Annotated in this window: 17 protein-coding genes; 11 read left to right on the forward strand and 6 right to left on the reverse strand. The window is 44.3% G+C overall.

All coding sequences use genetic code 11. The features are described 5' to 3' along the window. The first annotated feature begins 305 nt into the window (after positions 1-305). The 6 genes from MKX60_RS27805 (at position 306) to MKX60_RS27830 (ending at position 8,770) form a co-directional block, all read left to right on the forward strand. On the forward strand, positions 306-1,640 hold the full coding sequence (locus MKX60_RS27805) for a sugar ABC transporter substrate-binding protein (RefSeq protein WP_076284192.1): 1,335 nt from the start codon (positions 306-308) through the stop codon (positions 1,638-1,640). 107 nt (positions 1,641-1,747) lie between these two features. After that, entirely contained in the window at positions 1,748-3,061 is a 1,314-nt protein-coding gene (locus tag MKX60_RS27810; protein ID WP_042125830.1) for a sugar ABC transporter permease, read from the forward strand. After that, positions 3,058-3,900 carry a sugar ABC transporter permease gene (locus MKX60_RS27815; RefSeq protein WP_341061580.1) on the forward strand — a complete coding sequence of 281 codons (843 nt, stop codon included), beginning with the start codon at positions 3,058-3,060 and terminating at the stop codon, positions 3,898-3,900. The genes MKX60_RS27810 and MKX60_RS27815 overlap by 4 nt, the downstream gene beginning before the upstream one ends. Positions 3,901-3,992: 92 nt before the next feature. Next, the gene (locus MKX60_RS27820; protein ID WP_341061581.1) at positions 3,993-6,047 is read left to right on the forward strand and encodes a methyl-accepting chemotaxis protein; all 2,055 of its coding nucleotides are present in this window, start codon (positions 3,993-3,995) and stop codon (positions 6,045-6,047) included. A 166-nt stretch (positions 6,048-6,213) separates the two neighbouring features. After that, on the forward strand, positions 6,214-7,146 hold the full coding sequence (locus tag MKX60_RS27825) for an AraC family transcriptional regulator (RefSeq protein WP_340968337.1): 933 nt from the start codon (positions 6,214-6,216) through the stop codon (positions 7,144-7,146). A gap of 118 nt (positions 7,147-7,264) precedes the next feature. Beyond that, a complete protein-coding gene (locus MKX60_RS27830; protein WP_341061583.1) occupies positions 7,265-8,770 on the forward strand; it encodes an alpha-glucosidase/alpha-galactosidase in 1,506 nt (501 codons plus the stop codon). Between the two features lie 206 nt (positions 8,771-8,976). Here MKX60_RS27830 and yhbH read toward each other — a convergent pair whose 3' ends face one another. From yhbH to MKX60_RS27850, 4 genes are all read right to left on the reverse strand, one after another. Continuing rightward, a complete protein-coding gene (gene yhbH / locus MKX60_RS27835) occupies positions 8,977-10,140 on the reverse strand; it encodes a sporulation protein YhbH (RefSeq protein ID WP_042193520.1) in 1,164 nt (387 codons plus the stop codon). An 86-nt stretch (positions 10,141-10,226) separates the two neighbouring features. Further along, complete coding sequence (locus MKX60_RS27840) at positions 10,227-11,912, reverse strand: hypothetical protein (protein WP_341061584.1); 1,686 nt, start codon at positions 11,910-11,912, stop codon at positions 10,227-10,229. Beyond that, the gene (locus tag MKX60_RS27845) at positions 11,909-18,646 is read right to left on the reverse strand and encodes a DUF7507 domain-containing protein (protein WP_341061586.1); all 6,738 of its coding nucleotides are present in this window, start codon (positions 18,644-18,646) and stop codon (positions 11,909-11,911) included. The genes MKX60_RS27840 and MKX60_RS27845 overlap by 4 nt, the downstream gene beginning before the upstream one ends. A 121-nt stretch (positions 18,647-18,767) precedes the next feature. Next, a complete protein-coding gene (locus MKX60_RS27850) occupies positions 18,768-19,412 on the reverse strand; it encodes a methyltransferase domain-containing protein (protein WP_341061587.1) in 645 nt (214 codons plus the stop codon). A 204-nt stretch (positions 19,413-19,616) separates the two neighbouring features. On the opposite strand from MKX60_RS27850, the gene MKX60_RS27855 reads away from it, so the two are divergent. Continuing rightward, positions 19,617-20,084: a hypothetical protein gene (locus MKX60_RS27855; RefSeq protein ID WP_076284187.1), complete on the forward strand. Its 468-nt coding sequence runs from the start codon at positions 19,617-19,619 to the stop codon at positions 20,082-20,084. A gap of 87 nt (positions 20,085-20,171) precedes the next feature. On the opposite strand, the gene MKX60_RS27860 is transcribed toward MKX60_RS27855, so the two are convergent. Beyond that, positions 20,172-20,633, reverse strand: a complete 462-nt coding sequence (locus MKX60_RS27860) for a hypothetical protein (protein ID WP_052404212.1) — start codon at positions 20,631-20,633, stop codon at positions 20,172-20,174. A 169-nt stretch (positions 20,634-20,802) separates the two neighbouring features. Here MKX60_RS27860 and MKX60_RS27865 point away from each other — a divergent pair, with 169 nt between their 5' ends. After that, positions 20,803-21,189, forward strand: coding sequence for a DUF423 domain-containing protein (locus MKX60_RS27865; protein ID WP_076284185.1), 387 nt, complete (start codon positions 20,803-20,805; stop codon positions 21,187-21,189). Between the two features lie 79 nt (positions 21,190-21,268). Here the strand turns inward: MKX60_RS27865 and MKX60_RS27870 are convergent, their stop codons facing one another. After that, on the reverse strand, positions 21,269-21,796 hold the full coding sequence (locus tag MKX60_RS27870; protein ID WP_042186347.1) for a hypothetical protein: 528 nt from the start codon (positions 21,794-21,796) through the stop codon (positions 21,269-21,271). Positions 21,797-22,011: 215 nt separating this feature from the next. Here MKX60_RS27870 and MKX60_RS27875 point away from each other — a divergent pair, with 215 nt between their 5' ends. The 3 genes from MKX60_RS27875 to sufC all read left to right on the forward strand — a co-directional run bounded on the left by MKX60_RS27875 (position 22,012) and on the right by sufC (position 24,087). After that, positions 22,012-22,314, forward strand: coding sequence for a YunC family protein (locus MKX60_RS27875; RefSeq protein WP_042186349.1), 303 nt, complete (start codon positions 22,012-22,014; stop codon positions 22,312-22,314). A 243-nt stretch (positions 22,315-22,557) separates the two neighbouring features. Then, positions 22,558-23,019 (forward strand): Dps family protein, encoded by a 462-nt coding sequence (locus MKX60_RS27880; RefSeq protein ID WP_042125852.1) that lies wholly within the window; start codon positions 22,558-22,560, stop codon positions 23,017-23,019. A 285-nt stretch (positions 23,020-23,304) separates the two neighbouring features. Continuing rightward, positions 23,305-24,087, forward strand: coding sequence for a Fe-S cluster assembly ATPase SufC (gene sufC / locus MKX60_RS27885; RefSeq protein ID WP_042186351.1), 783 nt, complete (start codon positions 23,305-23,307; stop codon positions 24,085-24,087). Positions 24,088-24,111 lie beyond the last annotated feature (24 nt).

A 24,111-nucleotide genomic window follows, 5' to 3' on the forward strand; every position in this document is an offset into this window, starting at 1 on the left:
TAAACACATGAATAATCGATTAATTAAAAGATATCATGTGAAAAATGGAGATAAATGCCTATAGTGTTTATCAATTAATGGAAAATGGTCAAATATGGTATGTGCAAACGTTTTTAAAAACAAACGATACTGTTGTATGATGTATTCATGAATGAAGCGCTTTCTTGCACTGCGAAATGCAGCTCAAGAAGGAGCGAGCTAAAAGAATAACTTTTTTTTTAGCTTTTCTGAAATCGTTTGCGCAAATTTCTTGCTCTACTATTTTATCATCTTATGCTTTTTTAAAATTGGGAGGGGTTAAAGTAATGAAGTTAAAAAAAGTGATGGTTATCACCGCTGCTGTCTCTATGGCACTGTCCGTTACAGCGTGTGGTTCGAGCAACAATGGGAATGCCGGGGGAAACAATGCAGCAAAAGCTACTAATGCTGCTAACAACACTACAGAGACTGCAGCGCCAGAGAGCACAGATGCAGCAGCGACAGAAGAGATTGTACCTGAAGATGGAGCGACTCTAGTTGTATGGGAAAGTAAGGAAGAAAGACCATTCGCAGACGAAATTGCTAAGCAGTTCACAGCAAAATATAACGTTCCAGTCAAGATTGAAGAGTTGGCACCACCAGATCAAGTAACTAAACTTACGCAAGATGGTCCTTCAGGATTAGCAGCAGACGTTATCCTTATTCCTCACGACAACTTAGGTAAAGCAGCAAGTGCGAGCTTGGTTCTTCCTAACGATGTCTTCGGTGAAGAAACAAAAGCTAGCAATACTGAAGCTTCGATTATCGGATCTTCGTATGAAGGCGAATTGTATGGCTACCCAAGAGCAGCAGAAACTTATGCATTGTTCTACAATAAATCACTTGTTAAAGAAGCACCTAAGTCTTTCGACGATGTTCTTGCTTTCAGCAAAACATTCACAGATAAATCCAAGAACAGATACGGAATTATGTGGGAAGTAGGAAACTTGTACTTCAACTACATGTTTATCGCTTCCGATGGCGGATATCTGTTCGGTAAAGACGGTACAGATAAAGACGATATCGGACTTGCTAATGATGGAGCTGTTGCAGGACTTAAAGAATTTGTGAAAATGAAAGAAGCATTGCCAATTAAGAGCGGAGATATCAACGCTGATATCAAACGCAGCTTGTTCAACTCAGGTGATGTAGCGATGGATATCACTGGTCCTTGGGAGCTTGGAGGATACAAAGCAGCTCTTGGAGATAACCTTGGTATCGCACCGATCCCTACAGTAAATGGCAAAACAGCTATTACATTCTCTGGTATCAAAATTTTCGCAGTTAACTCGTTTACTCAATATCCGAACGCTGCTAAATTGTACGCTCATTTTGCATCAAGCAAAGACGCTCAATTGTTACTGAACAAAACGATCGGTTCTGTTCCTACAAACAACGAAGCGCTTCTTGATCCACAAATCGTTAATGATCCATTTGTATCCGCTTTTGCAGCACAAGCTAAGAGTTCCCAACCGATGCCTTCTATCCCTGAAATGGGTAACGTTTGGAGCCCTGTAAATGCAGCGCTTCCAGAAATTTGGGATAAAAATGTGGATCCAAAAGCAGCTATGGACAAAGCCGTTCAACAAATCAAAGATTTGAACAACAGTTCATCGCAATAAGGATCATAAATCACAGTCTTAACAGCATACAGTGAATCAAGCTGCCCGTCGCATGTTTAGCGGAGGGCAGCTTCTTATTTTCACTCGGAGAGGAGAACGGAAGCGAAATGCAGCGACATCGCACGAGGGCCGCAGTACTGTCGACGATTTTCATGGGATTGGGACAAATATATAACCGCCAATTCATCAAAGGAATCATGTTTTTAGTTGTAGAAGCCGCCGCTGTTTATTATTTTATTCAGAATCTTGCTACTGCTCTATGGGGTTTTGTTACACTAGGAGAAAACCCTAGCCGTTTGGTAAAAGTAAAAGGCATCGCTAAGATGGTAGCTGGGGATCACTCGATTTATATTTTGATTCAAAGCTTGATCACCATTTTAATGCTTATCATCATAATCCTCGCTTGGTATTTGAACATTAAAGATGCTTATAAGACTGGAGAGAAACGCGATAACGGTCTTCAGGCAAACACCTTTAAACAAAGTGTTCGCTATATACTGGATTATAAGTTCGCTCAGACGTTCTTGGTCTTGCCGGGTATTGGTGTTTTATTCTTTACGATCATGCCAATCATCTTCATGATCCTGCTGGCGTTTACGAACTATTCCGCACCTGATCATCTTCCACCCGCTAAATTGGTTGACTGGGTTGGATTTCAGACTTTCCGAAATTTATTAGTTCTCAAAACATGGAGCCACACTTTTTATGGTGTATTAACATGGACGATTATATGGGCAGTTCTTTCGACGATCACTACATATTTCGGAGGACTATTGGTAGCCTTATTGGTGAGCCAAAAAGGTATTCGTTTCAAAGGAATGTGGAGAGTTATTCTGATTGTACCTTACGCAGTACCGCAGTTAATCTCTTTGCTGCTCATGCGCAATTTATTTAACGGTCAATTCGGTCCGATCAACCAATACCTTGGGTATTTTGGAATGGGTGGATTACCATGGTTGACAGATCCATTCTGGGCTAAGGTTACCGTAATTATTGTTAACATGTGGGTTGGTATTCCAGTCTCGATGTTACTTATTATGGGCGTACTGACTACAATTCCTCGGGATATGTATGAAGCCGCTGAGGTGGATGGAGCATCAGGTTATCAGAAGTTCCGTATCGTTACGTTACCAATGGTATTGTTCTCCACAGCGCCTACTTTAATTACGCAATTCGCAGGTAACATTAACAACTTTAATGCGATCTTCCTATTAACAGGCGGTAGTCCTGTAAATGGTGATTATCAATATGCCGGTTCCACGGACTTGCTAGTAACCTGGCTATACAAATTAACACTTGATCAGAATAAAAACAACATGGCTTCGGCAATAGGGATTATTATCTTTATCATTGTTGCTTCATTCTCCCTGTACAATTACCGCCGGACGAAATCATTCAAAGAGGAGGATATGATCCAATGAGCAGAAAGATCGCGAACTTTATTCGCTTAAGTGGTAGTTACATCATCTTGATTGCTTTGTCGATAGCGGCACTCTATCCGGCCCTCTGGATTCTGTTTGCTTCCTTCCGGCCTGGTAAATCACTGTACAGTAAAACGTTTATCCCTGAGCAATTCACCTTTGATCACTACAGAGAATTGTTCACGTCACCAAGCTATATGTTTGGAACTTGGTATGCGAATACATTGAAGATAGCTATATTCTCCATGCTTATCGGTGTAGTTCTTACCTTGTTAACCAGTTATGCAGTATCCAGATTCCGTTTTAAAGCGCGTAAAACAGCGTTATCTACGGTTCTGATTCTTGGTATGTTCCCTGGTTTTATGAGTATGATTGCCATTTATATGCTCCTTAAGGAGTTTAATTTGCTGGATACGCATATTGCCTTGATTATCGTCTATGCAGCCGGGGCGCCGCTGGGGGGAACCTTTATCGCCAAAGGCTTCCTCGACACGATTCCTCGTTCTTTGGATGAGGCGGCTCGAATAGACGGGGCGAGTAATTTCGGGATCTTTATGCGAGTGATTCTTCCCTTGTCACGTCCTATGATCACTTATATGGCACTGACTCAGTTTGTCGGTCCTTGGGTCGATTTCATTTTCGCCAGACTTATTTTGCGGACAAAGGAGAACTGGACCGTCGCAGTCGGAATGTGGGATATGGTTAACACGAACCAAAACACTAACTTCACCTTATTCTCTGCCGGTGCTGTTCTGATCTCTATCCCGATTATGATTTTGTTTGTATTCTTGCAACGTCTGCTTGTTGATGGATTGACTGCAGGAGCTAGTAAGGGGTAACAATTTCGCTTCATACTAAAGAATGAACTGGGTACAGCCTTTGTACAGAAATGGAAGGCTGTACCCTTTTTCCATCATAGGGAGTGAACTTAATGAAAAAGCTATGGACCCTACAGTTTAGATCAGTTGGGATAAAATTGTTCGTTATTCTTTTCAGCTCCATAGTGCTCTTATCCTCTGTTCTAGGATTGACTTCATATTTTGCTGCCAAAGATATCATTACAGATGAGGTTGCCGCGGCCTCCTCACAGTCTATAGTTCAAGCAGCGGACAAGCTGGATTTTGTCCTAACAGAATACGAAGCGCTCTCAAGGCAGTTTGCCCTCGACTCCACATTAAAAGGTGATTTGGAAAACATAAAAAGTGGAGAACTTACAACGGTAGCCAAAGTTTCCGCAGAAGATCGGATTCGTAGAAAGCTAGACTTAGTTAAAGGATCAGATGAGCAGATGTATGGCGTCAGACTGGTATCTAAGAGCTTGGAAGAAACAGAATCGTATAAATCTACAGGAATTAGTGGCCTTCGTAGTGATGAAGGTATTGCTGAAAGACTGAAACAAATTGCAGATGCTAAAGGGGAGCCAGTGTGGTTTCCGGTTCGTGAGAAGGGCTTCTTTGATTCTTATACTGAACCTACTTTAACTATGGGGAGATTGCTTCGCAATCTTGTACATCCTGAAGCGGAGTATTACATGCTGATCGAAGTTAAAGGCAAGGCAATGACCGAAATGTTGTCTAATCTTCAGATTGGAATTACAGGTGAGATTCGAATTTTGAGCTCAGAAGGTAACATAGTTTATGGTGCGGATCATGCTAAACTGGGTCAACCCTCTTACATAAAAGTATCAGAAGGGCAAGATGTAGAAAAGAAACATTCATTTACAGCAGCCGATGAGAACGGAAGTCCGCAGCTTGTCGTGTATCAGCCTTTAAAGACTGCAAAGTGGACGCTCATGGGATATGCACCCGTTAGTGATTTTACGAAGTCGGCAGATAAGCTTCTTTATATCACGTTCTCTGTGGTGCTGGCAGCTGCCGTGATAGCTCTGCTAATTGGTTATGTTCTTGTTCGTTTGGTTGGGCGTCCACTAGGTAAACTGGCGACCTTAATGGAAGAAGGTGAGCGAGGAAACCTTCGTGTACGAACGAATTTTAAGGGTAAGGATGAGATTGGTCGGCTCGGGCATAGCTTTAACAAAATGATGGAGCAAATTTCTCTGCTTGCAAGCCAGAGTGAAATGTCAGCGGATGAAGTGCTTGGTACTTCAGAGCAATTAGTCAAAGCGTCAGGTACAACATCACTTCATGCCAGAGAGGTTGCATCTGCTACGGGTGAGATTGCACTTGGAGCAGCAAGCCTTGCTGTCGAAGCAGAAAAAAGCCATGCTAATGTCGAAATCATTGGCAGTAAGATGAGTGAAGTAACTGAACTAAATACAGTAATGGACGCTTCGGCGGAGCGGGTTATTGAGGTTAGTGATCAGGGGACAGAGCTGATGAAGCTGCTAGTAGAGCAGAGTGAATCTACGGTGGAGATGTTCAATCGAATACAAGAGAACTCCAATAAGCTAAGAGAGAGTACTCATTTAATTCGTAGTATTCTTAGTCCTATGATTGCCGTAAATAAGCAGACCAATATTTTGGCGCTAAATGCCACTATAGAGGCGGTAAGAGCCGGTGCAGCAGGCAGAGGCTTTATAGTGATTGCTGATGAAATCAGACAGCTCGCTAACCAATCGAATGAGTCGATCCAATCGGTCTCCAAGATTACGGAAGAGATTGGTCTACACATTGAGAACACGGTTAAAGATATCAATGAGACCGCTCCAAAGTTCCGTGAGCAGATTTCTTCCGTGCGTGACTCGTCAACGATTTTTGCGAGTGTCAAAGAGGAAATGGAACACTTCATGGGGCATCTTAGTGAATCCTCTGCTTCAATTCATGAACTGATAGAGTTTCAGCGTCAATTAGGTGAATCCATGGCGAGTGTCAGTTCCATTGTGCAGCAGACGACGGCTTCGACGCAGGAGGTAGCTTCTATGTCTTCACAGCAATTTACTGTAAGTGAGGAGCTAGTTTCCTTATCTCAAAAGCTGGAGAGCTTAGCAGCAGATCTTAAGCAATCTATGGTTTCTTTTCAAGTATGAGAATTAAATCTTATTAGTAAAAACAATAAAACGAGCAACTCTCCTGTGTATTGGAGTTTTGCTCGTTTTTTTCTAACTTAATGACTTCAAGTAGCTCTTCTTGTCTTAGAAGTAGTTTGAGAGATACACTTGGGTTAACATTTTAATAGAAGAAAGGAGTGATCGATTGACGGATTTTCCTCTAAATCTTAGTGGGAGTCTTTTTCAGCAGGCATTAATTGAAAGAGATTATAGTCCTCATTTTTTCGCTTACTATTATAAACAGTGGAACAACTACAGTATGTCTTACCATCAGCATAATTCAACCGAAATCATGTATTTGATCTCAGGAAGCTGTGTTGTGGATGTCCGTTCAAAAACATGTGAAGAAGAGAGATTTAGGTTAAAGCGGGGAGAACTGATCATCCTCGATGCAAATGTACCGCACAGACTGATTGTCGAGGATGGGACGCCTTGCCGAATGCTGAATGTGGAGTTTGGATTTATGGAATATACAGGGGTTGCTCCATCTATCGGCAAGCTCGCTCGGAAAGAAGCGGCACTTGCTGAATGGTTACAGATGCCCTTTTCCAGTCTAGTCATGCCTGATCCGGAGGAAATTTATCATGTTCTAAAAGGACTTGTACTAGAGCTTGATCAAAGTGGCGGGAAAGGCGGAAGTATGGTCGACTTATTGTTCTGTGAGCTTCTACTTCGAGTATCAAGCTTGCGACAGGATCAGCTTCATGCCAGTCAACAGCCTTCGCAGCTCTATGTGCGGCGCAGTATCGAATTCCTGCATCAGAATTACGACCAGAGTATTCAGGTTAAGGATATCGCTGCCGCGGTCAATCTGCATCCCGGATATCTGCATCGTATTTTTAAGTCACATACAGGTAGGACACTCAGTGATTATTTGAATATGCTGCGAATGGAGAAAGCAAAGATGCTGCTGGGACAGAGTGATATTCCAATTGCTGAAATTGCCGATTATGTAGGGATTAGTAGCAGACAATATTTTCATCTCCTCTTCAAAAAATATACTGACAACACGCCCATAGAATATCGTAATTCCATTGAGCGTCATGCTTGGAGTTATGAAGAGATGGATGTTCAATAGATAAGTTAGGATTTTTGACACCTTCCTTCAAAAGAGGTCATGATATTGGTTACGCTTTCTCTAGCGCCCTTGCTACAATGGACAGGAACAATCAATTCATTACCGGAGGCTGATAAGGATGTCATTTAAAGTGTCTTTTATAGGGGCAGGCAGCATTGGATTTACCCGTGGATTGTTGCGGGACTTACTAACCGTGCCGGAATTTAATAATATTGAAGTCTCATTTATGGATATTAATAGCCACAACTTGGAGATGGTTACCGAGCTGTGCCAACGTGATATTAAAGAGAATGGATTAAATATTCAAATCCAGGCAACGACGGATCGAAGAGAAGCCCTGAAGGATGCGAAGTATGTATTTTGTACTATTCGTATGGGTGGACTGGAAGCATTTGCTACAGATGTGGATATTCCATTGAAATACGGAGTAGATCAGTGCGTAGGGGATACCCTTTGTGCAGGAGGCATCATGTATGGTCAGCGCGGGATTGCGGAAATGCTGAATATTTGCCGTGATATTAGGGAAATGGCTGCGCCGGATGTACTCCTACTTAACTATTCGAACCCTATGGCTATGCTGACTTGGGCATGCAACAAATACGGTGGTGTAAGGACGATTGGTCTGTGTCATGGGGTGCAGCATGGGCATGGGCAAATTGCAGATGTGTATGGGCTGAAAAAGTCGGAAGTCGATATTATTTGTGCGGGTATCAATCACCAGACTTGGTATATTTCGGCGAGTCATAAGGGTAAAGATTTGACCGAAGGTCTTTTAGAAGCTTTTGAGAGTCATCCAGAATTCAGCCGCACAGAAAAAGTTCGGATCGACATGCTGCGCCGCTTTGGATATTACAGTACAGAATCCAATGGTCACCTAAGTGAATATGTGCCATGGTATCGTAAACGCAGCGATGAAATTATGGATTGGATCGACCTGGGAAGCTGGATTAACGGTGAGACGGGTGGATATCTACGTGTCTGCACCGAAGGGCGGAATTGGTTCGAAACGGATTTTCCGAATTGGATGAAGGACTCGGCACTGGAGTATACAGTGGAGAATCGCGGAGAAGAACATGGTTCATTTATTATTGAAGGCTTGGAAACGGGCAGAGTGTATAGAGGTCACTTTAACACTGTGAACAATGGCGTGATCTCTAATTTGCCAGATGATGCGATTATCGAAGCACCAGGGTATGTGGATCGGAATGGTATATCGATGCCGCTTGTAGGTGAATTGCCTTTAGGAGCAGCCGCAGTGTGCAACGTTAGTATCTCGGTGCAACGTTTAGCCGTCGAAGCTGCTGTGCACGGCGATGACAAGCTGCTACGTCAAGCATTTATGATGGATCCGTTGGTAGGCGCCGTATGTAACCCGAAAGAAATCTGGCAGATGGTCGATGAGATGCTTGTAGCTGGGGAGCAGTGGCTGCCACAGTACAGCGAGGCCATTGCAAAAGCGAAGGAACGCTTAGCTTCAGGAGATCTTATTCCAACGAATGCCAACAATGAAGGCGCAGCCCGCCTGAAGGTAAAGACAGTGGATGAGATGATGGAGGACCGGGAAGCAGCGAATAGAAATGCCAGTGAATCTGATAAAGGCAAGGATAGAGAGAAGGTACAATAGGCAGTAGAGTTTAAAGCTTACTTGGAATATGACTCTTGCCATCTATTTTCTGAGTGGTAATAAAAGTATTGTGGAACAGAGTTTAGGATAGTTGAATATATTTACACAAAAAACCTCCTCTCCAAATATCTGGAATGGAGGTTTTTTTATATGGGTAGGACAATAGAACAGGCAGTCTAGCTGTGGGCTATAATCAAACGTAGGAATTATGAATTAACAGTGCCCTTTTGACTGAAGAAGGTCTTTAGCGCCTGGTACACTTCTTTTTTGTCTTTAATGACATAATGCATGAATTGCTCGTGCTTCAGATGACGATAAGCGGACATTAGTGTGCTGCTGCGGTTGTACTGATTCACTTCCCCGTAACCAAACATATTGCTTCGTTTTAGCAGTTCTCCAATTAGCTTTACACAGCGTTCGTTGTCGGAGGTGAGGTTATCGCCATCAGAGAAGTGAAACGGATAAATGTTGTACTGCGCTGGCGGGTATCGGCTGTCGATAATCTCAATCGCTTTTTGATAAGCTGAGGAACAGATGGTTCCTCCACTCTCTCCGCGGGTGAAGAAATCATGCTCGCTGACCTCTTTAGCCTCCGTATGGTGGGCGAGAAAGACAATCTCCACCTTCTCATACTGGCGGCGTAGAAAGCGGGTCATCCAGAAGAAGAAGCTGCGAGCGCAGTATTTTTCAAAAGAACCCATCGAACCTGACGTATCCATCATCGCAATAATGACCGCATTGGAGTGAGGCGTTCGAATGTCATCCCATGTTTTGTAGCGCAGATCATCAGGACTTATGCTGTGAATGCCGGGATTACCTCTGCTTGCATTACGCCGAAGGTTCTCCAGCAGGGTACGTTTCTTATCGATGTTGGACATCATGCCTTTTTTACGAATATCGTTGAAGATGATGGATTTAACCTCGATCTCTTCCTTATTCTTGGGCTTCAGATGTGGCAACTCCATATCCTGAAACAAGATGTCCTCCAGATCCTCCAGATTGACCTCTGCTTCCACGGTGTCCTGACCGGGTTGATCGCCTGCTTTTTCCCCTTTGCCGGGCTGTGCCGACTGTGAATCCCGCCCAAGTACATCACCGACCTGACTTTCCCCGTCGCCCTGTCCTACATGCTTTTGCTTACGAAAGTTATAGATAATTCGATATTCATCCAGACTGCGAATCGGAACCTTTACAATCTGCTTACCGCCTGACAAAATAATATTTTCTTCGGTCACGAGATCCGGCAAATTATCCTTGATAGCTTCTCTGACCTTTTGCTGATGACGTTCCTGATCCTGATGGCCTTTGCGATGAAGGGACCAGTCTTCTTTTGAGACTACAAAGGAAAAGGGACCAGATGATTGCGACAGGATGACCACCTCCCATGGAATATAAATATTTATGTTTTGGGGTTGTAACTAAAGTATATTCATGGGGATGGGGGATATGTGATTTCTTATTCACTGATCTCTTCCACAGTCAATATATAACTGTTCGACTGGCTCTCGCCAGTGTATTCACGTCCATCCAGATTGAAGAAGTATGGAGCGGTTACTAAGCCTTTAAGGAAACGACCCAGTACATGTTCACTAACCCTGACAAAATAATGGATGTTTACAGTGGTAGCAGCTTTGACTGTCCCTAGCGACAAGATACCGTTAAATGAAGATTGTGGATTTGGAATCCCATCAATCACAATGCTGCTAGGATCAATAAGACATTCCTCCGGTGTGAGCCGATCAAGGGATACTTTTGCTGGCCAATTCCCACTATTCGTTAGGGAGATCCAGCATTGGACATGTTCTCCTTCTTCGACAAGGGTAGGCTTTGCATGAGTTTCGAGAGAAATGATAGGCATGACTATTAAGGTAGTAACGATATTGGAACGAGAGGTTTGTCTTACTGTCCGTCCGTCCGGGAGCACAAAAGTATACTGAACACTGCCATGATTTTGGACAGCTGCGTGGGCATGAATGTTTATAGCTGCAGGAATGCTCACTTGAAAGACCACGACCGCTGAAGTTCCGCCTCTTAATGTGCCTAGCTGAATGCCATCAGCAGGACGGGCGCCTTTTTGCATCACTCCGTTTAAGAGAACACTATCCCATACGAAAAGAGTGCCCGAAGGGATAGCATCGGTCAGAACCGCATTCACGGCCAAGTTCCCGCTGTTGGTTACCGTTAGTTCATATCTTAGGTTGTCACCTGGAGCTGCTGTAACATGATCTACTCTCTTGCTGATGGTGACCCCTGCCAGAACAAGTGAGATAACGACGGTGTTACTCTCGGTTGTATTGGGATCGTCGTCGACGGTATAAGTGACAGCAGCACGGTTAGTCAGGTCCAAGGATGAGGGGATCTCTGTAACTCGAACGCGAAAGGTAATATCAATGCTTAGGTCTTTATCAAGTTGACCAATTAATATTCCTTGCGTAGGCTCTGATTCTGGATAATAGACGCCACCTGCAATGACACTCCCTGGAATGAACACAGATCCGTTAGGAATAGAAATCGTTGCGATGATTTGGTTTAATAGGCTGTTACCTTCGTTCGTAAGCCGTAATGTATAGGTAATTACATCACCTATAAAAGAGGTCGGAGTGCTTGCAGACAACAAGGTAGAGAGCTGGTAGGAGCGCAAAGAAACTAGTACGGAATTAGAATATAAATCTCCGTTAACGATTCTTCCCTCGGGTGTGGCAAAAGAAAAACGGCCCAGTGCTTTATTTTGCAGCACTAGTGAAGAGGGAAGTGAAATGATAACCACTTGAAAGGCGATGCTCACTTGGCTCTGCGGAGCAATAGAACCTAGCGGTATGCCCGAAGACGGTGTAGCCCCTGGGAGAGGCACACCGTCTCTAAGCACGCTGTTGGAAATAAAGGATACACCCTCTGGAAGAATGTCATACACCGTTAGCAAAGCATCTGTGTTTCCATTATTAGAAGCTTTAATGGTATACACCAGAGTGTCACCTAAAGAGGCATGGAGTTTGTCTGTACTCTTCAGCAATGAAAGCACGGGGCCCACGACCGGGGTGTTAACGGTATTGGAATAGACAATGCCGTCAACACCCGCTGCCGAGTTGAAGAGTACCATAGATTGATTAGTTACGACAGGTTGGGTACGTGAGCCGGGAATCATAACGCTACTACCTGAACCTGGAAGGTGATGGTTGAGGAAGCGCCAGCAGCAATCGTTCCGATGGCAATACCGGAAGCCGGGCTGCCATTAGGTCGTGGGGTTCCGTCTACAGTGATGCTGCCTGTTACAAATTGGCTGCCTGCTGGAATAGGGTCAACCATGATGACGTTATTGACTGGTGAAATCCCTAAGTTGGTAACAACAATCGTATAGGTGATGATATCGCCGACAACGGCATCAATAGAAGTAGTGCTCTTAACGACACTTACATCCGGAGAAGAGACAGGGATGATTAGGACATTTGAAAGTGAAGTTCCGGTGAGCAGACGACCATCTGGAGGTGTGAATGAGAAAGTTGCTGAAGCCTGATTGACTAACTGCTGCGGTGACGGGAGGGAGGCTACTGTAACCTGCAGGGTTATGGTCACTGTTACCGTGCTTCCCGGAGCAACTGCTCCAATATTTAATCCAGTAGCCGGGTCGGAGCCTGGTTGTGGCACCCCATTAATGAGCACGCTGTTTGGAACGAAGATAGCTCCGCTAGGAATCGTGTCAGTTATGACTACATTTGCTATGAGGTTACCAGTATTAGTCACATTCAAGGAGTAAGTAATCGTATCTCCGACAGTTGCGGCGGTTCTGTCTGCCCCTTTGACTACAACGATGATAGGCTGATACACCGGAATAACAAGTGTATTAGAGAATGAGGATCCCGAGAATGCTCCAGATGTGAAGCTGACGGAAGCTTGATCGGTGAGCGTGGCAGGATTAGGCAGTACATTGACGATAGTGTTGAACGAGATATTGACCGAAACGCCCGGTGCAATTGTGCCGAGCGAGATGCCATTCGCTGGATTGGCATTAGGATGCGGAGTGCCATCAACGATCACACTGCCAGCAACAAACGAAGAACCTGCTGGTATTGGATCACTGATGTTTACATTGCTGATATTGGCGATTCCGCTATTGGTAACTGTAAGGTTGTAAGTAATTGTATCGCCAACAACGGCATCTGTTGCTGGTGATGACTTAGTTACGATCACATTCGGTGAGGATACCGAAATCGTTGTCGAATTGGAATTGATCGAACTGTTAAACGTCCGCCCATCAGGCAAGGTGTAAGCAAATGCTACCGATGCTTGGTTAATCAGTTGCTGGCTTGCTGGCAATGTTGAAATGAGTACTGAGAACATAACAGATAGTGTTGCACCTGCGGATATGACACCGAGTGGAATGCCAGCCGCTGGATCTGCTCCCGGAGCTGGGGTACCTTGAATAAGCACACTGTTTGGCACAAATGTTGTTCCAGATGGGATAGTATCACTCAGAGTAGCCAAAGCCCCGTAATTCCCTGAATTGGTTACATTAATCGTGTAGGTAATCGTATCTCCGACGGTCGCTTGAATTGAATTCGAGCTTTTTGCTGCGGCTAGAATCGGTAAGTAAATAGGCGTTGATACAATATTAGAGAAGGCAACATTCGAGAGAACTCCAGAGGTGAAGCTCACCGTTGACTGGTTATTTAGGAGGCCTGAAGGTGGCAATGAGACTGTATTCACTGTGAATGCCACAGTTACAGTTACACCTGGTGCAATACTGCCCAAGGTTACCCCGGTGGAAGGGCTACCCCCTGGACGAGGTACGCCATCTACTAATACACTGCCAGATACGAATGTAGTACCCGCAGGAAGTGCGTCTGTGAACACAGCGTTATTTACCGTTTCGATTCCGTTATTGGTAATTGTAACTGAATAGGTGATCGTGTCTCCAACTGTAGTTGATGTGGTAGGCGTAGATTTTACTACAGCCAGATTTGGTGAAGAGACAGGGATAGTAATTGTATTGGATAGGACGGAACCACCAAGTGTGCGGCCGTCAGGCAAAGTGAAGCTATACGCTACGGTACCCTGATTGACCAACTGCTGAGGATTGGGCAGTGAGGTGATATTAACAGTGAATATTACTGCAGTAGTAGCACCGGGTGCAATAACTCCAGCTGGAATCCCCGTAGATGGATCTGCTTGCGCTAAGGGGAGTCCATTAATGAGCACACTATTCGGAACGAAGGTAGTACCCGCAGGAATATTGTCCGTAATGATTAAGCTTGCCGGATAGTTTCCTGTGTTACTCACGGTCAGGGTATAGCTGACAGCGTCACCTGTTGTAGCGTTATTCGTACTTGCTGTTTTGACGACCGAGATGTTCGGCTGGTACACAGGGATGGTAACGGTATTGGAGAAGGTCGAACCGGAAAAAACACCTGATGTAAAGGTTACGGATGCCTTATTGATAAGTGTAGTAGTAGGAGGAACAGAGATCACGGTAACACTGTAAGCAACCAGAGCTGAAGCTCCAGGCGCCAGGGTACCAATTGATATCCCCGAAGAAGGATTCAGGTTTGGAAAAGGTACTCCATTTACGGATACGCTACCCGTTACAAAAGCAGCGCCTGCTGGTGTTGGATCGTTAAGTAACACGCTATTAACAGCTTCTAAACCGTTATTAGTAATATTTACGTTATAAGTGACCGTATCTCCGATCGCTACGGAAGTTGAGGTGGAGCTTTTGACTACCACGATATTAGGAGCTGAGACCTGTAGTGTGACGGTATTAGATACAGCAGTTCCGCTTAAGGGTCTACCGTCAGGCGGAGTATAGGTGAAGCTTGCAGAAGCTTGATTGCTGATTTGTTGTGGTGATGGTAAGGAAACGATATTAACAGAGAAGCTAACAGGGACACTGGTTCCCGGAGCTACACTTCCTACAGCTATGCCGGTATTGGGTGCTGCACCTGGTTGCGGCATGCCTCCTACAATAACACTGTTAGGATTGAAGACAGTTCCAGTAGGAATGTTGTCGGTTAAGGTTACATTTGCAGCAAGATTACCTGCATTACTTACAACCACTGTGTAGATGATGGTATCACCTACAACGAGAGCATCGGCATCACCATCTCCATCGACGGCACTTTTTAATAAGGAGATCTGTGGCTGAATGACTGGTGTGCTAGTAATGTTGGATGAAGAAGAACCGGAGAATACACCGGATGTAAAACTGACGGACGACTGATTATTAATTTGTGATGGTATCGGCATCGTTATCCTCACCTCGAATGTTACGGTAGCTGTGGCGCCTGGACCCAGACTACCGATTGGAATGCCGGCGGACGGAACTGCTAGCGGCTGAGTAATGCCGCCTACAATTACGGTTCCGGGAATAAAAGCTACATTCTCAGGCAGAGGATCGCTGAGAATGATGTTGCTTACAGTAGCTATGCTGTTGTTCGTCAATACTGAGGTGAATGTAAGGATATCGCCCGTAACGGCAGTAGCTGCATTCACACTTTTTACGACACTGACGTTAGGTGCGGATACAGGGACAGAGAGCGTATTTGATACTACGTTTCCTCCGAGTTGACGCCCGTCCGGGAGGGTGAAGCTATATGTTGCCGAAGCGGAGTTCAGTAACATCTGTGAAGGAGGTAACGCTGTTATCGTAACCAGAAAGCTCACAGATACGCTGTCACCTGGTGCCAATGGGCCTACAGGGATTCCGGTTACTGGATTATATCCGGGTAAAGGTGTTCCCCCGATGATTACACTGTTCGCGTTAAATAAAGCTTGAGGTGGAAGATTATCAGTTAATAGTAGAGTGGTTGCAATATTCCCGGTATTGCTGATGAGAATCGAGAAAGACAAAGATCCTCCTACGGATGCCTGAGCGGTATTCGCGCTTTTGACCATACTAATAATAGGTTGATACACAGGGGTTACTACCGTGTTCGAAAGTGAAGAACCAGTGAAGGCACCGGATGAGAAAGACGCACTAGCTCTGTTTGCAAATTGTGATGGATTTGGTAAAGAAGAAACATTCACTCTAAAAGAGACTGTAATAGAGCTGCCAGCCGCAATACTACCGATAGATATTCCTGTACCTGGATTTGCGGCTGGTACCGATGAACCGCCAACAATAACGCTCCCTGCTACAAAAGTGCCTCCCGTAGGAATGGGGTCAGAGACGACAACGTTATTCACAGCTACGCTGCTTGTGTTGGACACTTGGACTGTGTAAGTCAGATTCTCGCCGACTGTGACATCAGCAAGGCTTGCGGATTTGGTTAGCGTAATATTTGGAGCGGAGACTGGGATGCTAACGGTGTTTGATTGGCTAGTTCCGGATAAGGATCTACCGTTTGGTAGTTGGTAGGTGTAGCTGCTGCTGCCTTGATTGTTCAGAACAGCTGGTGAAGGCAAAGATTGTACAGAGACAAGAAAGGTTACAGGAACACTAGCCCCTGAAGCTACAGTTCCTAAGTTAATTCCTGTAAGTGGAGAATCAGTTGGTCTAGCAACTCCATTAACTGTGACACTCCCCGAGACAAAGGAACTTCCTGAAGGAATATTGTCACTGAGGACTACAGATGCCCCGATATTTCCAGAATTCTGAACATTCAACGTGTAGAGAATATTGCCCCCTACAGTGGCACTGGAAACGTTCGAACTTTTGACAATCTGGATTACAGGTTGATATACCGGAGTCGTAGTCGTGTTGGAAAGCGAAATGCCAGTAAAGGCTCCTGAGCTGAAGGATGTAGAGGATCTGTTTAATAGTTGAGCGGGAGTTGGCAATGAGATCACGTTGACCTGAAAAGTGACCGCAACGGAACCGCCAGGCGTGATGGTTCCAATAGAAATTCCTGTACCGGGATTAGCAGATGGCTGTGCCGTTCCACCTACCGTAACACTACCTGAGACTAGTGAAGTCCCAGCAGGGATAATGTCTGAAAGCGATACGTTGGTAACTGCTGCAATTCCATTATTGCTGATAACGGAGGTGTAGAGCAGTGTATCTCCTACAGCGACGTCAGTAAATCCAGCGCTTTTGAGCACTGTTACGTTGGGAGTTGTAACTGGAATAGACAATGAATTGGATGAGGCTGATCCAGCTACGGTTCGCCCATCTGGAACTTGAAAGGTGTAAGTGGTGCTCGCTTGGTCGACCAGTTGTGGCGGTGAAGGGAGACTGTTCACCACTACGCGGAATTGAACGGTAGAGCTGCCTCCAGCAGCTATCGTTCCAATAGCAATACCTGTAGCAGGATTTCCAGCGACAGGTGTTCCATTGACGGTAAAGCTACCCGCAATATATGAGCTACCTGAAGGAATATTGTCGGTAAGGGTTGTTATAGCACCAATATTTCCAGTGTTGGTGATTTGAAGGGAATAGGTGATCTGATCTCCGACCGTCGCATTTGCAGTATTGGCAGTTTTTACAATGTTAAGAATAGGGGAATATACGGGTAAAGTTACCGTATTGGATGGAATAACCCCGGTCATGATAGGGCCTCCTGCTACACTTTGAAACGTAAAAGCAGCATTGGCGGTATTGGCTATATTTTGTGGACTTGGTGGTAATGAAGTGACTTTAGCTTGATATGTAACCGTTATTGAAGAGTTCAAAGCTAATGACCCCAAGGAGATGCCTGCTGTAATATCAAAGGTGGGTCTTACGACACCGGCTACTACTACACTTCCAGTGACAAAGGTTGAGCCTGCTGGCAGAGCATCTGATAAAACGACGCTAGCTGCACTCGCTGTACCAGTGTTACTGACAGTTACAGTATAAGTTACCGTATCCCCGACTATAGGGCCGGACACATTGGCACTTTTAGTGAGATTTATTTTGGGTGCATTTATATCTACTTGTATGGCATTTCCATTAAGCACATAAGCGTCACCAGAGGTAGTTAATTGTAAAATCGCTGAAGACTGATTATTTGCAAGTCTGGCTGACACGTCAACATTAGTAATGTCCCAGCCTTGTCGGCCACCGATGATGTTGGTTCCTGGATTCCCGTTCGTCTGATTGCGTGTTCCAAATGTTCCAGTTGTATTGAGATTACCTGTATCATTGTTTATTTGTGATGCGAAAAAGTTGTTAGCAAAGTTATTGGGGCCAGATAACGCTACGAGTGTAGCAGCAGTTGGACCAAACAAGGCCTGGTCGCCTGAACGGTTTGCATCTCCCTCCTGTGCGCTGAATAATGCTCTGCCTCCAAGCGCACCTGTTATTGGTGTTGCGAATCCAGTTATCGTAGTTGAAACCGGGGCTGATGTTGCCTGTACTAGTATTGCACCTGCCCGAAGGGACATATTGCGGAATGGGAGGGCTGTATTCTGGTAGATAACACCTAATGTCCAGCCGGCATGGTTGGCTGTCGAGTCTCCTGGAATTACAATTGTGCCTACAACGCCGCCTGTAGTATAGGTACCGGCACCACCTTGTTGTATAATGCTGGTTACATTGGCGGAACGGACATATGCAGAAGCACCACCTCCCAAATCAACTACGTTACTCGTTGCAGAATCAGGTGTAACGCTAAATGAAGTCCCGGCAGGGGTAATTAAGGTGACTGGGTTGTTTATCGCCGAACTGAGGTTTACGGTTCCATTTATATAGGTGCCACCCCATATCAGCTCTGCATACAGCACTGTGCTACCTGAAGGAAGGACCAGTATGGCTGCTGAACTATTGCTTGTGTAAAGACTAGTCGTTCCGTTAGGGTAGGTTCCAAAAATAGACGATGTATTGACAGTGGTAAAGCCACCGATGCTGTCCTGTGTCCCAGGTACTCCGACTGTATCAGAGCGACTAAGTCCAAGTGTGTTGCCCGTAAATGTGATAGCACCGGTCGCATTGATCGTTGCCCGTACGACTAGTGGAATGATTCTCACCTCCTTCGAGGTTAATTTTCTTTTAAAAAAGTGAACCGTCCCATAATCAGGACGGCACAGTTAATACCTGTATGTTAGCCTATGATGTAATTCGGGTATAATTGTATGTCCCATCAATAAATTATAGGGAATTTTGTCTATCGTGTGATTTTAGCCTGCGTTTCATAAGAACACGCGGTTCAGCGTAAAGCCCTCTACTCATCAATTCCAGCTCATGAATAGAAATATTTTCTTTGATTACGGTGAAATGGTACATGATTTCATGCACAACATTGGCTTGAAGCGTCTTTAGTATTTCTAGTTCTTCTGTTTCATAAAGAGGATCTTCATAAGGGTATTGATAGAAAAGCTCCATCCGCAGCAATCGATAATCGAACGGCGGCACCGGGATGGGATAGTCAGGAATCGATGGGCATACTGGACCGGACGGGGGCTGGAAAAAGGATCCTGTGAAATACCTCGGAGTATATTCATCAAACTTCTGCTTAAAGGAAGGATTGGACATATGAACAAAACTGTGGGCATACGGGGCCAGTATACAAACAATGGCTTTGTGGGTGCTAATTCTGTGAATTTCCGACATAACCGCGGATAAATCGTCGATATAAGGTAATACACGACTAGCCATTACAAACTCGGCGGTATTGTCCGGCAAAGGGATGCCTTGGCTAATGTCACAGACAATATCTACGTTGGGACCCGCGATGCGATCGATCCCGAGATAACCTGCTTCTTTACTGGATCCGCAGCCGATATCGATTCTCAAGGGGACCACTCCTTAGGGATAAATCAGGCTCAACACTATTGTATTAATCTCGCTTAAGCCTGCATCCGGCGGATGCCTATTAAAGATTGGAAGTTACTAAAAATAACGTATTATGAAACCTTAGCAGAGTTGATACGTTTATAGGAGTAGGCTTATAGAAAATGACTTTGCAAACAACCGCTAAACATAGAGGAGGCAGTCAACATGAAAAAACAACGTTCCTTACCCGCTATAGCTGCAATCGCAGCATTAACGCTAGCCCTAACCGCTTGCGGTGCTACTAATAATTCAGCACAGCCATCTGCAGAACCAAGTGCAACAGCTTCTCCAGTGCCAACAGAGGAGACCACAAGCACACCCGTACCTACAGAAGGTACAAGTACCACTGCACCAACAGAGAATCCAAGTACTCCCGCACCCAAACCTACTGCAAATCCAGAAGCTAAAATTCTTAAAGGAACAGGCGTTTACGTCGGCCAAATAGATAGTCATTCTGTTGAGATTGAGACCAAAGAAGGTCCTACGGCTTTTGAGATCACAGCAGGTATGGAGAGCGTTATTGAGAAGTTAAATACGGATGATCCTGTAGCTTTTGAATATGTTGAAAAAGCAGTGGAAGGCGATGCTACAGTTAAACAGCGTGTACTTTCGAAGCTGTCTCTTGCAAAATAAAGAAACGCTATCATTTATGAATAACAAAAGGGCTGCTCCTGATTGATTTCAGGAACAGCCCTTTTGTCTTGGAATTAGAAGTGAACGTTATAGCGTCCCGGCATTGACTAAGAAAATAGTAATAAGCAGCATAAAGAGTAGGATAATCACACCGTTGATGATAGTGCCTATAACGCCGAAAACCTTACGTCTCTTCCGGATGGAAAGCCCAATAATGCCGATGACAACACCAATTACATTAAGAGCTGAAAGAATAATAACAGTCATTCCAAGAAGCATGATGGACTGCGATGATTCGGCTAATAGATTCGAGTTCTCGTTAACCATGGAAGAAGCCTTCATAATAATGAAAACGAAGAGAGCTGCATAACCCATTATGGTCACGAGGCTGATGATGAAAGAAGCAATACCAGGTCCAGAGTGTTGCAGGTCATGATCTACTTTCTGGTACGAATACGACGAACCAGCACTTGGCTGACTCAGATCAGGTTGGGTATTTCCTACCTCTGCTGTAGGCGCGTCAGATTTTGAGAGAGAATTAAGGTCCATAGGTTGCACTCCTTGAGAGATAAGAATGAAATGTTGTTAATATCCACTTTTTCATATTGATGCTAAAAAAGCAACCCCTGATTGTGGCTAATTCGTAAATGGCTGCTGGAAAAAGCAATCGGTAATCGTTTATGATAGAAGAAGTCTAATATTAAGGAGTTGTAATCGCATGCAACGGAAACTTATGGCCTGGGGGGCTGTGCTAGCAATGCTGGCAGTAGGAGTAGGCGCTTTTGGCGCTCATTTATTAAAACCTGTTATTAGCGAAGAATATATGAAGGTATATGAGACGGGTGTACAGTATCATTTGGTACATGCGCTGGGTGTAATTCTGATAGCACTGGCTGTAGGTCAATGGGGAGAAAGTACCCGGTTACGCTGGGCAGGAAGGCTATTAATAGCAGGGACGATTTTGTTCTCTGGTAGCTTATATGTACTGAGCATTTCCGGGATTAAGGTGCTTGGAGCGATAACACCTATTGGTGGTGTATGCTTCATAGCAGGCTGGTTATGTCTGGCTGTGGAAGCATTCTCACGCAGCAAAGAGGCATCCTAAGCAATCAAGTTACAGAAGTTGATAAATAAGCATCCGTTCCATAAAGGGGCGGATGCTTATTTATCTGTAACGTATACGTTTACAGAAATTCGTCGATCTCATTTAAATTAAAGCTGTATACCTGTTTCTCATCCACGTGATAGACACTAATAGAGTTGGCTGCTTCATCAAAATTTAAAATACGACAGGGCATGGACACTTGTTTTCCGTACCGATTCGCTCGTAAACGTACTAATTGGTTGTTCTGAATATACTGTCGAATTTTCCCGTATGCATCAGCTGGCGTCTCAATAGCTGACTGTTGTGCAGGCAATATTGCCTGTTTATCAATCGGTTTATCGAGCTGCTTTTTAGTGGTCTTTGGTGGCAGCTTAAATGAAGTTGGAGGAGCAGAGCTTTGATTCAAGGCTAGTTTGGCAGAACGAAGCAAGCTGTCAATGGTTCTCCCCAATTCAAGACCGGAGTTAATGTTGAAATCTGTGATTTTGTCATTATTGTTCAACATTTCAAGCAGATATTGCAATGCAAGCGGGTTGGTACGGGCATTAATCAGGATGTCGACATTAAATAAATAGTTGCCGTCTGTGTGTTGTAGTTTCTCGTCCATAGATCCCCCAGCTTTTCGTTTGAACATTTCTTTACAATTATAAGAATGTAAATAAACTATAACATTAAACAAGTAATAATCATATACCTGACACTAGAGAAAATGGGACCAAGGTACTGTATTTTTTACGAAAAGCCTAGGACTACCAACTGCACATCAGCAGGGGGTGAAGCATACATATACATCGTGGTTGGTGAATAAAGGAGGTGCTGCTATTGGTTACTATGGAGCCCATTACCGTAGGTGAACATACGCTGATCGGGGTAGAAGTTAAGCTTCCGAAAACAACGCTGCTCTCAATCAGCACAAGCCGAGGGTATATTATGTGTGGTGCGCTGGATGTTGGTTTGCTCAATGAGAAGCTCAGTGATCGGCATATTATCGCAGCCCGGGCGGTTGGTGTACGTACGCTGTCACAGCTGTTAGCTGCCCCATTGGAGTCTGTAACCATAGAAGCGGAGCGTCTAGGTATCGTACCCGGCATGACGGGTGCGGATGCATTACTTCTTATGGTCTGACTGAACAATCTTACAAAATCCAAAACACAAGAGGCCATTGGCCTCTTGTGTTTTTTTGCAAGAATCAGAAATTGAACATAATAGAGAGTGTCTTTAGTGTAAATAATTTAAACAGAGATTTTATGGAAGGGTTCTCCTTGTTTCGTCTTACATGCTAAGGGGTAAATTAAGAATAGACAAGTTGCTGCCGGATGAAGGATTAAGTAGCCCGGTAAATATAAAGGATAAGGATGGGATCATCTCATGGCTAAAGCATCTAATAAAGTAAATACAACTTCACTGGAACAAATTTTGAATCGTCAGGTTGCTAACTTGAATGTATTGTACGTTAAAATCCATAATTTTCATTGGTACGTAAAAGGAGAACAATTCTTCTCTCTTCACGTGAAATTTGAGGATCTATATAATGAAGTGACGCTGCAAATGGATGAAGTTGCAGAGCGTCTGCTAAGCATCAAAGGAAGTCCTGCTGCAACGATGAAAGAATATCTGGAATTGGCAACGATTCAAGAAGCTACTGGTAAAGAGGATACACGTGGTATGGTCCAGTCTCTGATTGAAGACTTCGCTACTATTTCTGAAGAGTTGACAGAAGGCATTGAGCTTGCTGAGGAAATTAAGGACCAGCCTACCTCTGACATGTTTATTAAAATTCGTGGTGATCTTGAGAAACATCAATGGATGCTGCGTTCCTACCTTAGCTAAACGATAAAGCGTATGAAATAAGGCTTCCTGCGGGAGGTCTTATTTTTTGCGTTAGGTGGTTACGGAAAATAGCGAAACATGCGGTGCATTAAAGGATAAATAAAAAGAGATATTTGTAAAAAAACAGGGTTTGTTATAAAATTGTTGAGAATCATTGATAATCATTGTGATTCAATTTATAATAATTATAATGTGATATAAAATCTAATTGTGCTGGGAATCAGGATCATCCTGTTTCAATACAACTTTTGATTTCGCAAATCGATCAATGGAGGGAATAATATTATGGCAGCAGATTTTGTCATTGAGGGACTTAAAGCGACGATTGAGGGAAAAGAGATTTTGAAGGGGATTAACCTTCAAATGAAAGGTGGCGAAATTCACGCCATCATGGGACCAAACGGTACAGGTAAAAGTACCTTGGCGTCAGCTCTTATGGGTCACCCTAAATATGAAGTAACTGAAGGAACAGCAACACTTGAAGGTGAAGATCTTCTGGAGATGGCGGTTGATGAACGCGCACGTGCAGGTCTTTTCCTTGCTATGCAGTACCCAAGTGAAATTTCCGGAGTAACAAACTCCGATTTCTTGCGCTCTGCCATTAATGCCCGTCGTGAAGAGGGAAGCGAAATTTCTTTGATTCGTTTTATCCGTCTTATGGAAGCGAAGATGAAAGAACTGGACATGAATCCTGAGTTCCTACACCGTTACCTGAACGAAGGCTTCTCCGGTGGTGAGAAGAAACGTAACGAAATTCTACAAATGATGATGCTAGATCCAAAAATCGTGATTCTTGACGAAATTGACTCTGGTCTTGATATTGATGCTTTGAAAATTGTTGCCGAAGGCGTAAACTCCATGCGGAGTGAAGATCGCGGTTTCCTGGTTATTACCCACTATCAACGTCTCTTGAACTACATCAAGCCTGATTTTGTACATGTTATGATGCAGGGCAGAATTGTAAAATCCGGTGGTCCTGAGCTTGCACAACGTCTGGAAGCAGAAGGCTACGAATGGATTAAAGAAGAACTTGGAATTGAAGACGAAACAGTAGGGCAAGACGCGTAAGAAACGCCAGGAAGGAGGAGAACA

Source organism: Paenibacillus sp. FSL R5-0914, from assembly GCF_038004525.1.
In the GTDB taxonomy this organism is placed as follows: Bacteria; Bacillota; Bacilli; order Paenibacillales; family Paenibacillaceae; genus Paenibacillus_AQ.

What these genes read in the sequence shown, in the direction of transcription:
- MKX60_RS27805 (WP_076284192.1), top strand. Translation starts at nt 306, where the DNA reads ATGAAGTTAAAAAAAGTGATGGTTATCACCGCTGCTGTCTCTATGGCA.
- MKX60_RS27810 (WP_042125830.1), top strand. Translation starts at nt 1,748, where the DNA reads ATGCAGCGACATCGCACGAGGGCCGCAGTACTGTCGACGATTTTCATG.
- MKX60_RS27815 (WP_341061580.1), top strand. Translation starts at nt 3,058, where the DNA reads ATGAGCAGAAAGATCGCGAACTTTATTCGCTTAAGTGGTAGTTACATC.
- MKX60_RS27820 (WP_341061581.1), top strand. Translation starts at nt 3,993, where the DNA reads ATGAAAAAGCTATGGACCCTACAGTTTAGATCAGTTGGGATAAAATTG.
- MKX60_RS27830 (WP_341061583.1), top strand. Translation starts at nt 7,265, where the DNA reads ATGTCATTTAAAGTGTCTTTTATAGGGGCAGGCAGCATTGGATTTACC.
- MKX60_RS27840 (WP_341061584.1), bottom strand. Translation starts at nt 11,912, where the DNA reads ATGATTCCCGGCTCACGTACCCAACCTGTCGTAACTAATCAATCTATG.
- MKX60_RS27855 (WP_076284187.1), top strand. Translation starts at nt 19,617, where the DNA reads ATGAAAAAACAACGTTCCTTACCCGCTATAGCTGCAATCGCAGCATTA.
- MKX60_RS27860 (WP_052404212.1), bottom strand. Translation starts at nt 20,633, where the DNA reads ATGGACCTTAATTCTCTCTCAAAATCTGACGCGCCTACAGCAGAGGTA.
- MKX60_RS27865 (WP_076284185.1), top strand. Translation starts at nt 20,803, where the DNA reads ATGCAACGGAAACTTATGGCCTGGGGGGCTGTGCTAGCAATGCTGGCA.
- MKX60_RS27870 (WP_042186347.1), bottom strand. Translation starts at nt 21,796, where the DNA reads ATGGACGAGAAACTACAACACACAGACGGCAACTATTTATTTAATGTC.
- MKX60_RS27880 (WP_042125852.1), top strand. Translation starts at nt 22,558, where the DNA reads ATGGCTAAAGCATCTAATAAAGTAAATACAACTTCACTGGAACAAATT.
- sufC (WP_042186351.1), top strand. Translation starts at nt 23,305, where the DNA reads ATGGCAGCAGATTTTGTCATTGAGGGACTTAAAGCGACGATTGAGGGA.